The organism is Micromonospora matsumotoense, from assembly GCF_050951065.1.
Classification (GTDB): domain Bacteria; phylum Actinomycetota; class Actinomycetes; order Mycobacteriales; family Micromonosporaceae; genus Micromonospora; species Micromonospora matsumotoensis.
In genome coordinates this window covers 2,349,976-2,363,140 of the sequence record NZ_CP192025.1, presented here as the reverse complement: position 1 = coordinate 2,363,140, position 13,165 = coordinate 2,349,976, and the positions used below count along the sequence as shown (strand labels likewise).

Sequence of the window (13,165 nt, the reverse complement as noted above, 5' to 3'; positions counted from 1 at the left end):
TAACCTCGGTCCTCATGCGAGTGCCGTATCCCCAGGTCGCGACCCGGACCGCCGTGAGCGCGGCGTGCTCCCGCCTGGCCCTGCTCACCGCCTCGGTCGGTGCTCCCGGCCTCGCCGCCGCCCGGGTCCGACCGGGCCTGCTGGCCCTGGTCGACCAGCACGCCGCGGCGATCCGGGACAGCCTCGACGGTGACCGCCGGCCGCTGACCCCGGCCGCCCTGGCCGGCTACGCCGAGGGCGTCCGCGACACCGCCGGCGCATACGGCCTGCTCCCCGCCGGCGCGGTCGACTTCGCCGCGCCGGACTGGGTGCTGGTCCGGCTGCTCGCGGTCTGCGCCCTGGCCCGCACCCTCGACCCCCGGTACCTCGACCCGGCCTGACCCGACCCGACCCGGCCTGACCCGACCTGACCCGACCCGATCCGGCCCGTTTCGGCCCCGCCCGACCGGGTCGACCTGATCGTCGGACCGGGGGCAGCCCGGGCCCGGCGCAGCGCCGACGGGAGGGCGCCCGCGTCGCGCGGACACCCTCCCGGTGGTACGTGCCGACTCAGCTGCCCGGACGACCGAACTGCTGGGTCTCGTCGCCGGGCTGACCCGACTGGTAGGTGCCCCGGCCGCCGGCCATCGTCCGGGCCTCGTCGACGCGCGGCATGGCCTGCGTCCGCTCGCCGCCCCGGTCGGCCATCTGCCGGTTCATGTCGCCCTGCCCGGCCGCGCGGGCCCGCCGGTGCTCCTGGACCGCCCGCGACTCCTCGGCCGCCCGGTCGAGCCAGCCGTCCCAGCGGGACTGCATCGGCTTCACCAGACCACCGCCGACGCCCACGATCAGGATGCCGGCCACGGTGGCCAGCACCGCGATCAGGACCGGCGTGGTGACCGTGGTGGCGATGCCCACCTGGTTCAGTGCGGCGATCACCCCGAGCGCCAGGATGAAGACGGCCACCAGGTCGGCGAGCACCTTGCCGTACGACAGGCCGCCGAGCGCTCCGGAGACCAGGTCCCGGACGGCGTTGGCGATCGCGGCGGCGACGACCACGATGATGATCGCGATGAACGCCCGCGGCAGCCAGGCCACCACCCCTCGGATGAGGTCGCTGATCGCGTTGGGTCCCCACACCCCGAACGCGAACTGCAGGGTGAACAGCAGCACCGCGTAGTACGCGAGTCGGGCCAGGATGTCACTGGCGTCGTACTTGGTACGTTCCAACGCGCGTTTGATTCCGCCCCGTTCGACCGCTCGGTCGAAGCCCACCCGTTCCAGCGCCGCGTCCACGATCTTGAGTACCGCGCGGGCGATGAGCCAGCCCACCACGAGGATGACGATGAACGCGATGGCCCTCGGCACAAAGAGCAGCACCGACCGCCACATGTCGGTCAAGGCGCTACCGATGTCGACCTGCCTGACCGCAAGGGTTTCCGGCATGATGTCCCTCCTGTCCAATGGACTGCGCCGCCCGGTTACCCGTCCGCCGCACCCGCACGCCGCAGAATCCGTACGGATTTTCCCGACATGTCTTTAGAAAGGCCCCTGACCTGCACGAACATCTCCGGCAGAGGGGGCCGACAGGCGGCGCGGGGCGCGATCGGTTCACCCCGGGACCGCTCCGGATAGGCTGCGGACATGCCAGGCACGGTCGGGCGGGTCCCGACGTCACCAGCCCCCGTACCGGGACCGGCCGGGGTCCCACCGGCGGTGGCTGCCGTACGGGCCCACCCGTGGGCCGACACCGCGCTGGGCCCGCAACAGGCTTGGGACGTGACGGTCCGCGTACTGGTCGACGTGATCCTGTCCTCTCCCGTGCCGATGGCGTTGCACTACGGCGACGACTTCGTGCTCCTCTACAACCAGGCGTACGCGGAGGTGATCGGCGACCGGCACCCCGGCGCGTTGGGCCGGCCGGCTCCCGAGGTCTACGCCGACCTGTGGCACACCCCCGGCGTCGGTGAGGTGATCGAGCGGGCCTACCGGCACGGGGAGTCGTTCCTCCAGAAGGAGTCGGTGCTCCCGGTCCACCAGCACACCGGCGAGCACCCGGTCTTCACCCGCGGCCACTCTCCCGTGCGCGACAGCACCGGTCGAATCGTCGGCGTGCTCACCGTCGCCGCCCAGACCACTCAACTCACCCAGCAGTTGCAGAGCCTGTCCGACTTCGCCGCGGCCCTGTCGGGCACCCTCACCCTGGACGACGTGGCCCGGGTGACGCTGCGCTACGCGCTGCACTCCTTCGACGCCGACCAGGTGTCCTTCGCGGTCGACGACGGCCCCGCCTGGCGGCTGGTCCGGCGTATCCGGGGCGAGTTGCTCGACGAGGCCGACGAGCGGCTGCCCCCGCTGTGGCGGCCGGTCCCGGCGGACACCACCGCGCCGGTCGTGGTCGGCGCCCGCAGCGGGGTGCCCTTCTTCGCGGGGGACGGCCAGCCGCTGCGGGACATCGCGGTCGACCGGCACGACCAGAAGATCCGCTCGTTGGCCGCGGTGCCGCTGCGCTCGTCGGTGATCCGGGGTGGCCTGGCCGTCGGCTACCAGGCCCCGCACGGCTGGTCGGCGGCGGAACGGGCGTTGCTGGCCGCCTCGGCCGAGCTGGTCGGCCAGGCGGCGGAGCGGGCCCGCCGGTTCGAGACCCAGCACGGCACGGCGCAACTGCTGCAACGCAGCATGCTCCCGGAGCAGTTGCCGGCCCTGCCCCGGCTGCGCATCGCCGCCCGGTACGACCCCGGTGTCGACGGCAACGCCGCCGGCGGTGACTTCTACGACGCCTTCCTGCTGCCCTCCGGCGATCTGGGCGTGGTGCTCGGCGACGTCGCCGGGCACGACGTGCAGGCGGCAGCCCGGATGGGGCAGGTACGCGCGGCCCTGCGGGCGCTGGCCCTGACCGATCCGCGACCGGACGCGGTCCTGGCCGGCCTGGACCGGCTGGTGGCGAGCCTGGGCACCGAGACCGGCACCCACGAACTCTTCGTGACCGTGGTGTTCGGGGTGGTCGACGCCGACCGGGGTGAGATCACCATGGCCAGCGCCGGGCACCCCCCGCCGCTGATCCGGCGGAGCGGGCCGGGCGGCGTCGCCACCGCCACCTTCGTCGACCTGCCGACCGGCGCACCCCTGGGATTGGGCTGCCGGCCCCCGACCGCCACCGTGCCGTTCGCTCCCGGCGACACCCTGCTGCTCTACAGCGACGGGGTGGTCGAACGACGACGGCAGAGCCTCACCGCCGGCCTGGCCGGGCTGGCCGCGGCGGTGACCGGGGCGGCCAGCGGTGACCCCCGGGCGCTCTGCGCGGTCGCCACCGGCGCGGTGCCCGGCGCCACCGAGGACGACGTGGCGGTGCTGGCGGTGGAGCACGCGCTCAAGCCGAGCCGGTCCACCGGGATGGAGATGCCCGCCGAGCCGACCGCGCCCAGCCGGGTACGCCACTGGATGACGGCGCAGCTGGGCGAGTGGCAGGTGCCCGAGGCGGTGATCGGCGCGGCGGTGCTGTGCACCAGCGAGCTGACCACCAACGCGTTGCTGCACGCCGGTACCGCCGCCCGGGTGGAGATAGACCTCAGCCCGGAACGCCTGCTGGTGTCGGTGGCCGACTCCGGCACCCGGGGCACGGTGACCCGGGCCCAGACCGACACGCTGAGCAGCCGGGGCCGTGGCCTCGGGTTGATCGAACAGCTCTCCGACGCCTGGGGCACCGACCCGACGGTACGGGGCTCGACCGTCTGGTTCGAGATCCTCCTGCCCCCCGGCTGACCGGGCGGTCAGCGCGGGCGTCCGCCGTCCTCGCGGGAAGAGGATCAGCGGCCGGCGGGACCGGCCGGCCGGGTGGCGGGCCAGCGGTGGCCACGGATCGGCGACCGCCCGTGGGACAAGCCGGACACCCACGCTTAGCCCGGCCATCCACGGGGCACAGTCCCACCCCCGCCCACTCCCGTGGCCGGGGGTGAGAGGTGGTCGGGGTGGAACTGGTCGATGTCGAGTTCGCGCTGGTGGGCGTGGGGGCCCTGCTGGCCGGGGTGCTCCCCCGACTGCTGGAGCGCCGCCCGCTGTCCATGCCGATAGCGTTCCTCGGCCTCGGGATGCTGGTCTTCGCCCTGCCCATCGGCCTGCCCGCCCCGGATCCGCTGCGGTACCCGCAGGTCGCCACCCACCTGACCGAGATCGGTGTGATCGTGGCGCTGATGGGCGCCGGGTTGAAGATCGACAGACCGTTGAGCTGGAAGCGCTGGTCGTCGACCTGGCGGTTGCTGGCGATCGCGATGCCGCTCTGCATCGCGGCGGTGGCGCTGCTCGGCTGGTGGTGGGCGGGTCTGGTGCCGGCCGCCGCGCTGCTGCTCGGTGCGGCCCTCGCCCCGACCGATCCGGTGCTCGCCTCGGACGTCCAGGTCGGCGAACCCACCGACGCCGAGGACTCCGAGGACGAGGTGCGCTTCGCGCTGACCTCCGAGGCCGGCCTCAACGACGGCCTGGCCTTCCCGTTCGTCTACGCGGCCATCGCGATCGCCAGCGTCGGGCTGGCCCCGTCGGGCTGGATCACCGAGTGGTTCGCCGTCGACGTGCTCTACAAGCTGGCCGTCGGCGTCGGCGGTGGTCTGCTGATCGGCTGGCTGCTCGGCAAGCTCTTCTTCCGTGCCCCGAGCGAGTTGCGGCTGGCCCGGCACGCCGAGGGATTCCTCGCGCTGGCCGCCACCTTCCTCGCCTACGGGCTGGTGGAGGTGATCGGCGGGTACGGGTTCCTGGCCGTCTTCGTCGCGGCGCGGGCGATCCGGGCCGCCGAGCGGACCCACGAGTTCCACGCCGTGCTGCACGACTTCGCCGAGCAGACCGAGCGGCTGTTGACCGTCCTGCTGCTGCTGCTCTTCGGCGGCGCGGTGATCACCGGCCTGCTCGCCCCGCTGACCTGGCAGGCGGCGACCGTCGGGCTGGCCCTGGTCTTCGTCATCCGGCCGCTGGTCGGTTGGCTGTCGCTGCGCGGCGCACCCGGTCGACCGGCCGAGCACTGGGTGATCTCGTCGTTCGGCATCCGGGGCGTCGGCTCGTTCTACTATCTGGCGTACGCCACCACCAAGGCGGATTTCGCCCAGGCGGACCTGATCTGGGCGACTGTCGGCCTGGTGGTGGTCGTCTCGGTCGTGGTGCACGGGATGGCCGCGACCCCGGTGATGCAGTTGCTGGACCGGGCCGGTGAACGCACCTCCGACCCGTCGGAGCAGGGTCGACGCGACGCGCCGGCCCTGGACGGCGTCCGGGGCTGACCGGGGTCCCACGCGAGAGCCCCGGCCGGCAGGGACCGCAGCATCAGCCACCGGCCACGCCAGCCACGTCGGCGACCGACCACGTCGGCCACGCCAGACACCGGCCACGTCAGCGACAGAGCGCGGCCGCGACAGGGTCAGCGACCGGCGGTGAGTCGGCGGGCCAGTTCCCGGCCCAGGTCCCGGCCGGAGCACCAGGCGCTCTGCACCCGGGGTTTGCCGAAGGCGTCCCCGGCCAGCCCCACCAGGTCGTCGTCGAGGTAGAACGTCCCGTCGGGAGCCGGCTCGACCGGGCGGGCGTACGTCCACCGGTGCACGTGGGTCAGCTCGGCCGGGTCCGGCAGGCCGAGCAGGTCGCGGACGGCCTCCTCGATCGCCGGGCCGGCGGCCCCGGGCTGGGCCAGGTGACCGGCGGCGAACTCCGGCGTGGTGTGGGCGACCAGCACCGGGGCGGCGTCGCCACGCCGGTCGCCGTCGTCGCAGACCAGGGCGAGCACCGGGTGCCCGTTGACGAAGGCGCCCCGGAAGTCGGCCCACCGCCGACCGGGGAACCGCAACACCGCCGCGAGCACCGGCGACCACCGCTGCCGTGCGGCGGCCCCGGTGACGCCGGTCAGCGCCGGGTCGAGCAGCAGGGCCGCCTGCGGACCCGGGGTGCACAGCGCCACGGCGGCGGCGGGCCCGCCGTCCACCACCGGCCCCGGCCCGACGCCCGACACGAACCGGTCGACGGTCACCGGCAACTCCCGGGCCAACTCCTCGACCAGGGACCGCAGGCCGCGCGGGGCGGCCCAGCGGACCGGACCGGGCACCTCCCGCCGGCCGTCCGGGCCGTACGCGACGAAGGTGTCGGTCCACTCGCGCACCAGCCCGGTGGCCTGCCAGCGCCGGACGACCTCGACGAAGTCCGGGTCGTCCGCGGTGAGGTACGCCGCGCCCAGGTCGGCGGGGCGGCCGTCGAAGCGTCTGCTGGCCATCCGGCCGCCGGCCACCCGCCCACGCTCCCGGATCTGCACCGGGACACCCGCCCGGACCAGCTCACCGGCGCACGCCACCCCGGCGATGCCGGCACCCACCACGATCACATCCGCGTCCACCGGTTGATCGTAGGCACCTCGACCGGCATGACGGGGCGACCTGCGGGGTATTGGCACGGCTGTTCGAGGAGAGGTGAACGTGATGACCGACCGTAACGACCAGCAGCCCGACCCACGTGGGGCGATCAAGGACCCGGAGCAGTGGGTGACCGGGGACGAGCCGCCGACCGCCGCCCAGGAGTCCTACCTGCACACCCTCGCCCGGGAGGCCGGCGAGGAGGTGCCGGACGACCTGACCAAGGCGGAGGCGTCCCGGCGGATCGACGAGTTGCAGGAGGAGACCGGCCGGGGCCGGTGACCTCAGCGGGGCGGCAGGCGGTGCAGCGCGACCCGGTCGAGCTGTCCCGCCGCCGCCTCGGCGGTCAGGTAGGTGGCGTACGGCTGGGCCCGCCGGTCGGTGGGCGAACCGGGGTTGAGCAGCCGCAGGCCGCCCGGCGCGACGCTGTCCCACGGGATGTGCGAGTGGCCGAAGACGAGCAGGTCCCGGTCGGGGAACCGGGCCGCGCAGCGCTGTTCGCGCCCGGTCTTCGGCCCGGTCTCGTGCACCACGGCCACCCGCAGCCCGGCCAGCTCCACCTCGGCCACCTCGGGCAGTCGGGCCCGCAGTTCGGGGCCGTCGTTGTTGCCGTACACGCCGACCAGCCGACGGGCCCGCCCGGCCAGCCGGTCGAGCAGTCCCACCTCGACCCAGTCTCCGGCATGCAGCACCACGTCGGCGGCGTCCACCGCCGCCCAGACCTCGTCCGGCAGGTCCCGGGCGCGACGGGGCAGGTGGGTGTCGGCGATCATGAGCAGCCGCATCGGACGGGCCTTCCGGTGCCGGAGGTGGGGGCCGGGCGCGGCCGGGTCGGCTCAGGCGCCCTGGCCCTGATTCTGCATCAGGCCACCATCCATGAAGTACGTCGACCCGGTCACGTAGTCGGCGTCGTCGCTGGCCAGGAAGACGGCCAGTCTGGCGATCTCGGCCGGTTCGGCGGCCCGCTTCCACGGGATGCTCTGCACCTGCTCCTCCAGGTACGCCGGGTCGTCGATGGCCTGCTGGTTGAACGGGGTGAGCACCATCCCGGGCCCGATGTTGTTGACGTTCATCCGCATCGGGGCGACCTCCAGCGCGAGGCTCTTGGCCAGTTCGCGCATGCCGCCCTTACTGGCGTCGTAATCCGCCCCGCCGGCCCGGGCCACCTCCTGGTGGATCGAGGTGATGTTGATGATCTTCCCACCCCCGCCCTGGTCACGGCGGTGTCGCACGAACCGGCGGGCGCAGAAGAACATCCCGTACAGGTTGGTGCGGATGCACCGGTCCCAGGTCTCGGTGTCCAGGTCGGCGACGCCGATGCCGGAGGCGTCGACCCCGGCGTCGTTCATCAGCACGTCCAACGCGCCGAACTCCGCCAGGGCCTCGTCGAACATCGCCTCGACCTGGTGTTCGACGCTGATGTCGCCCTGCACCACCACGGCCCGCCGACCGGCCTTCTCGATCTCGGCCCGGGTGTGGTTCGCGCCGGCGTGATCGTCCAGGTAGTGCACCACCACGTCGGCGCCCTCCCGGCCGAACTCGATAGCGGTGGCCTGCCCGATGCCCGAGTCCGAGCCGGTGATCAGGGCGGTCCGGCCGGTCAGTCGTCCGTTCATCTGCGTGCTCCCTCCGTCGGTCCCGTGCCGGTCGGCACGGCTCGCGTCGACGTCGCCACGACGTCCGCGCCGGTCGTCACGAGGTGCGGCCGGTCCGCCGAGACCTCGTGCCGTCGTTCGGCGACGTCGGTGAGCAACCCGGCGGCGTTGATCAGGCCGATGTGCGAGAAGGCCTGCGGAAAGTTGCCCAACTGCTCGCCGGTGGCCTGGTCGATCTGCTCGGCATAGAGGCCGAGGTCGTTGACCCGACCGGCGAGCTGCTCGAACAGCCGGGCCGCCCGCTCCTGCTCGCCGGCCAGGGCCAGGCAGCTGGCCAGCCAGAACGAGCAGATCACGAAGCCGGCCGGGTCGCCGTCCCAGCGGCGCAGCACACCGTCACGCGACAGCCCCCGCTCCACCACGTCGATGGTGGAGCGCATCCTCGGGTCGTCGGCCGGCAGGAAGCCGACCAGCGGCATGAGCAGCACCGAGGCGTCCAACCGGTCGGAGTCGAAGGCCCCGGTGTACGCGCCGAGCCGGTCGTTCCAGCCCCGCTCCAGCACCGCCGCCCGGACCTCGTCACGGGCCCGGGCCCACCGCCGGATGTCGGCCGGGTCGCCGAGCCGGGGGCCGAAGCGCACCGCCCGGTCCAACGCCGTCCAGCACTGCACCTTCGACGACAGGTAGTGCCGTTCGGCGTCGCGGGTCTCCCACATCCCGGAGTCCGGCAGGTGCCAGGCCCGGACCGCCTGGTCGGCCAGGGCACACAGCAGGTGCCGTACGTCGGGCGACATCGGGTCCAGGTAGTGCCGCATCAGCCAGGCGGCGTCGAGGATCTCCCCGAGCACGTCGTTCTGCCGTTGTTTCCACGCGTCGTTGCCGACGAGCACCGGCCGACTGTCGGCGTACCCGCGCAGGTGGTCGAGGGAGTGCTCGGTGAGGTCCCGCTCCCCCTCGACGCCGTACATGATCGGCACCCGGCCGTCGTCGATCCGGCCCATCGCCCGCGCCACCCAGGAGAACTGCCGGTCGGCCTCGTCGGGGCAGGCCGAGCGCCACAGCGCCTGGAGGGTGAGGCTGAAGTCCCGCACCCAGACGTAGCGGTAGTCGTAGTTGCGGTCACCGCCCAGCCGCTCCGGCAGCGAGGTGGTCGCCGCCGCGACGACCGCCCCGCTGGGCTGGTAGGTCATGCCCTGCACCACCATCGCGCTGCGGCGCACCTGGTCGCGGTAGTGCCCCCGGTAGTCGTGCAGGTCGGCCCAGGAGCGCCAGCCGGCCACCGCGTCGGCCACCACCCGGTCGGCGTCGGGCAGCGCCGGGTCGTCGCCGCCGTAGGTCGGGGCGTACCCGAGGGTGAGCCGCAGGGTGTCCCCGGCGCGGACCGTCGCCCGGCCGACGGCGTCGCCGTGCCGGCAGGCCAACGGCACGTCGGAGCGCAGGCTGAGCCGGCAGGCGCCGGCCCGCGCGTCGATCACCCCGTCGGATCGGGTCAGGTACGCGGTGACCCGGCCGTACTCGAACCGGGGTACGAACTCGACGCGCACCGGCACCTCACCGGAGAGCCCCTCGACCAGCCGGGCGAGCACCCGGGGCGAGCGCAGGCCGATGTCGTGCCCCCGCGCGCCGGGTTCCAGCGCCAGCGCGTCGGTGACCGCCACCGACCCGGTGCCGGTGTGGAAGACGGTACGCAGGACCAGCGTGTCGTCCAGATAGGAGCGGGTCACCCGCACGTCGTCGCCCTCGGGCGCGATCGTGAAGTGCCCGGCCCGGTCGTCGAGGATCCGTCCGAACACCGAGGGGCTGTCGAACCGGGCGGGGCACCACCAGTTGACCGAGCCGTTCCGGTCCACCAGCGCGGCGCTGCGCCCGTCGGCCAGGAAGCCGTGCTCGCTGATCCGTCCGCTGTCCACGGGCCGGGTTACCCGGACACCTCGTACCGCATTCCTCGGCCGGGGCCTGGTTCTCCCGGCCCGGCCCGGCGCTCCGCAACCGCATTGCCGCCCCGCCCGGTGTTAGGCCGGCGGGCGTACGGGAACGCCGGTCGTTGACGAAGGAGGATGCCATGACCAGAGCATCGAACCCGACCGCCACCTGGCGACCCGGGATGCCGGGCGGCGACAACCTCCCGTCCGGTCCGGCCGGTCGGCCGGCGACGCCGCCGGGGGACGGACACGGCCCACAGGCCGACCCACCCACGGTGACGATCGGCTCCTACCCGGACTATCCGTCCGCGCAACGGGTGGTGGACTACCTGGCGGACAACCGGTTCCCGGTGGAGCACACGGCGATCGTCGGGACCAACCTCACCCTGGTGGAGACGGTGCTCGGCCGGCTCACCACGGGACGCGCCGCCCTGCTGGGCGCCGGCACCGGCGCCTGGTTCGGCCTCTTCATCGGTCTGCTGTTCGGCATCTTCACCGTCGGCAACTGGCTCGCGGTGATCCTGGTCGGACTGGTGATCGGCGCGATCTGGGGGGCCGTGTTCGGCGCGGTGGCGCACGCCATGTCCGGCGGCCAGCGCGACTTCACCTCGGCCAGTTCCCTACGCGCCGGCCAGTACGCGGTGACCGTGGACGCCGCCCTGGCCGACCAGGCGCGGCAGCTGCTCGGCCGGATGCACCTGACCCCGACCGGGGCCACCGCCCGCTGACCCACCCGCTTCGCCGCCGCCCCGACGCGCCCAGCGCCGGGGCGGCGGTCGCGTCGTCGGCCCGCGATCGGGCGAGCGGCCCGACCACGACACCCCGGGAGCACCCATCACTCGGGCAGCGAAGGGTGCCCCGCTGCCGCGTCGGCCCAGAGCGCCTCGAAGTGCTCCACATACCTGCTGAACGGCCCGTCGCTCTCCCTGCGGCGAAGGTGCAGCGTGACGGAGTCCTGTCCCAGTGCGCCGCCGATGTGGGTCGCCACAAGTGCGTCGTCGTCGAACACCCAGACAGACATGGCGATATGACGGTCAGACAGGCGGACGGGCAGCGGTGTGGGCGACTTTCCGATCTCGGCTTGCGTCATGGCGATCCGAGTTGCGAGGTTGAGCGGCGTCGCCTCGATCAGGTCCCGGCTGGCGGTGACCTGGCTCGCTGCGTCGCCCAGCAGGAAACGCACGTCCGCACCTGCCTGGGCCTTCGCGCCGATGGTCTCCGCCGCGTGTGGCACTTCGAGCCACACGAAGTAGCTCGTGTAGCCACCGAACCACAGGCGGGAGCGTGCCCCCTCGATCAGCTCCCGAAAGAGAGAGCGAGGCAGGTCAGAGCGTCGCGGGTAGACACCGACCAGCTCACGGTCAGCGCCCAGCTTGACCGCACGACGCACAGCTTCAGGCCACAGCACGTCTACATCCTTACCCAGGACCCCCGCCGCCCGCACCCGCGAGCGTGGATGCGGAAGACGGCCCCGGCTGACCCACCGCTCGACGGTTTTCGCATCGACGTCGCACTTGGCCGCGAGTTCGCTGGCCGTCATGCCCGCAGCAGCGAGCACGTCCCGTAGGCGATCGTTCCTTGGCATTACAGGGACCTTTCCTAGACGTCCCTCGATGGTCGCATACGGGCGGTTAAGTAGTCCGTTACTCGCTGGCAGTGTTCCGGGCAGAGCGACGCCACCGGTCGAGGGGACACCCGCCGGCCGCGTCTGCTGCGGGGGCCGTCTCCTGTGGAGGGGCAGGAGGCGGCCCCCCATCCATCCGCCACGACGAAGGGGAGCACCGTGCCGGACACGCCGGAGCCCGACAGCTCACCGCAGCCCGCTCCGCGCCGGAAGCCTGACGACGACCCACCGCCGGCACGCCCGTCGGTGCCCGGCCCGATCGGGCCGTTCATCCCACCGTGGCGGGGCCCCGGCCGGCTGGCGAACGCCGTCCCCCGGCACCGCTGGGCCGCCGGCGGGAACGGGAGCTAGCCCCGGTGACCCCGCACCTGATCCGCCCCGGCGACGTGCTCCACCTGACGCGCGCCGCGAGCGTGCAGTTCATCCGCCCGATCACGGTCCGGGTGATCCGGGTGCTGACCGACTGGCACACGTACGACGGTTGGCTGTGGATCGACGCCTACGAGCTGGACGCCGCCGGCGACGCGGTCCGCCGACGGACCCTGTTCCTGATGCCGTCCGGAGCCGCGCACCTGGAGCCCACGCCCCGTCCACCGGCTCCGCGCAGGCCGGTCTCGCGAAAGGTCGTGGTGGCGTGACCGACCTGGTTCCCGGCCGGCACACGCCACTGCCACCCACCTGGCTCTGCCGAATCGACGCCCACCCGTGGCCCTGCGGGGAAGCGAAGCTCGCGCTCCTCGCGGCGTACGCCGACGACCGGCCGGGCCTGCTGGCCCTGCTGTCGAAGCTCAGGGAGGAGGCGGAAGACGATCTCACGCAGCTGGACAGCGGCAGGCCCGTGCACGTAACCGACCGATTCCTGAGCTGGACCCGCCAGCCCGGCCGCTGACTCAGCCGTCGCGGCGAGGGTAGGACAGCTCGCCGGCCCGGATCGGCATGTCGACCCGGTTCTCCGGAGGTGCCAGCGGGCAGGCCCAGGCGTCGTCGTACGCGCAGGAGGGGTTGTAGAGGTAGTTCGGGTCGAGCCGGACCCGCCGGTCGGAAAGCACGGTCAGACCCCGGCCGAACGTTCCCTTGACCGTGTCGGTGAGGTACCGGCCACCGCCGTACGTCTCCCGACCGCTGGTGCCGTCGCGGACCGGCACGAACAGCCCGCCGCCGTACGCCTCGATCCACCACAGGGTCAACGGCCCCCACGGGGTCTCGGCGACCGCCACCCGCCGGTAACGCACCACGCCGTCCGGCCCGCCGGTGTCGATGGTCTCGGTGCCCGAGGCGGGGCGTAGCGGGGCCTCGACCACCGCCGCCGGGTCCGGCGGAAACCACCCCAGCCCGGGAAAGCCCACCCGGTCGGCCGCCGCCAACGGGCTGGCCGGATGGGTCCGGAACAGCTCGTCGCGGCCCTCCCGGAAGCCGACCAGGTCGACGTCGGACAGGTACAGCGCCGCAGTACGTTCCCGCCAGTCGAGCACATCAAGGTCGTCCACCCACCGACCCTAACCAGCCACCCGGCCTCACCCCCCGCCGTCCCCGGTGATCAAGAGGTTTACGCCAAAACTCCGCCGAAAAGTGACCCAAACCTCTTGATCACCGAGCCGAGCGGCGAGCGGCGAGCCGAGCGGCGAGCGGCGAGCCGAGCGGCGAGCGGCGGAGTGGGAGGGCGGGGTG

13 protein-coding genes and 1 pseudogene are annotated in these 13,165 nt (G+C 73.3%); 7 read left to right on the top strand and 7 right to left on the bottom strand.

Annotated features, from left to right (window positions below; all coding sequences use genetic code 11):
- Positions 1-14 precede the first annotated feature (14 nt).
- Complete coding sequence (locus ACQP1S_RS10495; protein WP_432905684.1) at positions 15-380, top strand: DUF6401 family natural product biosynthesis protein; 366 nt, start codon at positions 15-17, stop codon at positions 378-380.
- A gap of 169 nt (positions 381-549) precedes the next feature.
- On the opposite strand, the gene ACQP1S_RS10490 is transcribed toward ACQP1S_RS10495, so the two are convergent.
- Positions 550-1,425 carry a mechanosensitive ion channel family protein gene (locus ACQP1S_RS10490; protein ID WP_432905682.1) on the bottom strand — a complete coding sequence of 292 codons (876 nt, stop codon included), beginning with the start codon at positions 1,423-1,425 and terminating at the stop codon, positions 550-552.
- Between the two features lie 198 nt (positions 1,426-1,623).
- Between ACQP1S_RS10490 and ACQP1S_RS10485 the strand changes: the two genes are divergently transcribed.
- Together ACQP1S_RS10485 and ACQP1S_RS10480 are read left to right on the top strand one after the other, a co-directional pair.
- A complete protein-coding gene (locus tag ACQP1S_RS10485; RefSeq protein WP_432905679.1) occupies positions 1,624-3,741 on the top strand; it encodes an ATP-binding SpoIIE family protein phosphatase in 2,118 nt (705 codons plus the stop codon).
- A gap of 206 nt (positions 3,742-3,947) precedes the next feature.
- Positions 3,948-5,243, top strand: coding sequence for a cation:proton antiporter (locus tag ACQP1S_RS10480; protein ID WP_432905677.1), 1,296 nt, complete (start codon positions 3,948-3,950; stop codon positions 5,241-5,243).
- Positions 5,244-5,380: 137 nt separating this feature from the next.
- On the opposite strand, the gene ACQP1S_RS10475 is transcribed toward ACQP1S_RS10480, so the two are convergent.
- Positions 5,381-6,328 carry an NAD(P)/FAD-dependent oxidoreductase gene (locus tag ACQP1S_RS10475; RefSeq protein ID WP_091246530.1) on the bottom strand — a complete coding sequence of 316 codons (948 nt, stop codon included), beginning with the start codon at positions 6,326-6,328 and terminating at the stop codon, positions 5,381-5,383.
- Between the two features lie 94 nt (positions 6,329-6,422).
- Between ACQP1S_RS10475 and ACQP1S_RS10470 the strand changes: the two genes are divergently transcribed.
- Complete coding sequence (locus tag ACQP1S_RS10470) at positions 6,423-6,638, top strand: DUF3072 domain-containing protein (protein ID WP_357778103.1); 216 nt, start codon at positions 6,423-6,425, stop codon at positions 6,636-6,638.
- A gap of 2 nt (positions 6,639-6,640) precedes the next feature.
- Here the strand turns inward: ACQP1S_RS10470 and ACQP1S_RS10465 are convergent, their stop codons facing one another.
- From ACQP1S_RS10465 to ACQP1S_RS10455, 3 genes and pseudogenes are all read right to left on the bottom strand, one after another.
- Positions 6,641-7,141 carry a metallophosphoesterase family protein gene (locus ACQP1S_RS10465; protein ID WP_091246531.1) on the bottom strand — a complete coding sequence of 167 codons (501 nt, stop codon included), beginning with the start codon at positions 7,139-7,141 and terminating at the stop codon, positions 6,641-6,643.
- A gap of 51 nt (positions 7,142-7,192) precedes the next feature.
- Positions 7,193-7,972 carry a glucose 1-dehydrogenase gene (locus tag ACQP1S_RS10460; protein WP_091246533.1) on the bottom strand — a complete coding sequence of 260 codons (780 nt, stop codon included), beginning with the start codon at positions 7,970-7,972 and terminating at the stop codon, positions 7,193-7,195.
- 125 nt (positions 7,973-8,097) lie between these two features.
- Positions 8,098-9,861: pseudogene (locus ACQP1S_RS10455) on the bottom strand (glycoside hydrolase family 15 protein); the annotation flags it as partial.
- Positions 9,862-10,013: 152 nt separating this feature from the next.
- Here ACQP1S_RS10455 and ACQP1S_RS10450 point away from each other — a divergent pair.
- Positions 10,014-10,601 (top strand): general stress protein, encoded by a 588-nt coding sequence (locus ACQP1S_RS10450; RefSeq protein ID WP_432905673.1) that lies wholly within the window; start codon positions 10,014-10,016, stop codon positions 10,599-10,601.
- 107 nt (positions 10,602-10,708) lie between these two features.
- On the opposite strand, the gene ACQP1S_RS10445 is transcribed toward ACQP1S_RS10450, so the two are convergent.
- Positions 10,709-11,431, bottom strand: a complete 723-nt coding sequence (locus tag ACQP1S_RS10445) for a helix-turn-helix domain-containing protein (RefSeq protein ID WP_432905670.1) — start codon at positions 11,429-11,431, stop codon at positions 10,709-10,711.
- 422 nt (positions 11,432-11,853) lie between these two features.
- On the opposite strand from ACQP1S_RS10445, the gene ACQP1S_RS10440 reads away from it, so the two are divergent.
- Both ACQP1S_RS10440 and ACQP1S_RS10435 read left to right on the top strand, forming a co-directional pair.
- Positions 11,854-12,135, top strand: a complete 282-nt coding sequence (locus ACQP1S_RS10440; protein ID WP_432905667.1) for a hypothetical protein — start codon at positions 11,854-11,856, stop codon at positions 12,133-12,135.
- Positions 12,132-12,386, top strand: a complete 255-nt coding sequence (locus ACQP1S_RS10435; protein ID WP_432905664.1) for a flavin reductase — start codon at positions 12,132-12,134, stop codon at positions 12,384-12,386. Before ACQP1S_RS10440 ends, ACQP1S_RS10435 begins: the two co-directional genes overlap by 4 nt.
- Before the next feature lies 1 nt (position 12,387).
- Here ACQP1S_RS10435 and ACQP1S_RS10430 read toward each other — a convergent pair whose 3' ends face one another.
- Positions 12,388-12,984, bottom strand: a complete 597-nt coding sequence (locus tag ACQP1S_RS10430; RefSeq protein WP_091246545.1) for a DUF1684 domain-containing protein — start codon at positions 12,982-12,984, stop codon at positions 12,388-12,390.
- Positions 12,985-13,165: the final 181 nt, after the last annotated feature.

What these genes read in the sequence shown, in the direction of transcription:
- ACQP1S_RS10495 (WP_432905684.1), top strand. Translation starts at nt 15, where the DNA reads ATGCGAGTGCCGTATCCCCAGGTCGCGACCCGGACCGCCGTGAGCGCG.
- ACQP1S_RS10490 (WP_432905682.1), bottom strand. Translation starts at nt 1,425, where the DNA reads ATGCCGGAAACCCTTGCGGTCAGGCAGGTCGACATCGGTAGCGCCTTG.
- ACQP1S_RS10485 (WP_432905679.1), top strand. Translation starts at nt 1,624, where the DNA reads ATGCCAGGCACGGTCGGGCGGGTCCCGACGTCACCAGCCCCCGTACCG.
- ACQP1S_RS10470 (WP_357778103.1), top strand. Translation starts at nt 6,423, where the DNA reads ATGACCGACCGTAACGACCAGCAGCCCGACCCACGTGGGGCGATCAAG.
- ACQP1S_RS10465 (WP_091246531.1), bottom strand. Translation starts at nt 7,141, where the DNA reads ATGCGGCTGCTCATGATCGCCGACACCCACCTGCCCCGTCGCGCCCGG.
- ACQP1S_RS10460 (WP_091246533.1), bottom strand. Translation starts at nt 7,972, where the DNA reads ATGAACGGACGACTGACCGGCCGGACCGCCCTGATCACCGGCTCGGAC.
- ACQP1S_RS10450 (WP_432905673.1), top strand. Translation starts at nt 10,014, where the DNA reads ATGACCAGAGCATCGAACCCGACCGCCACCTGGCGACCCGGGATGCCG.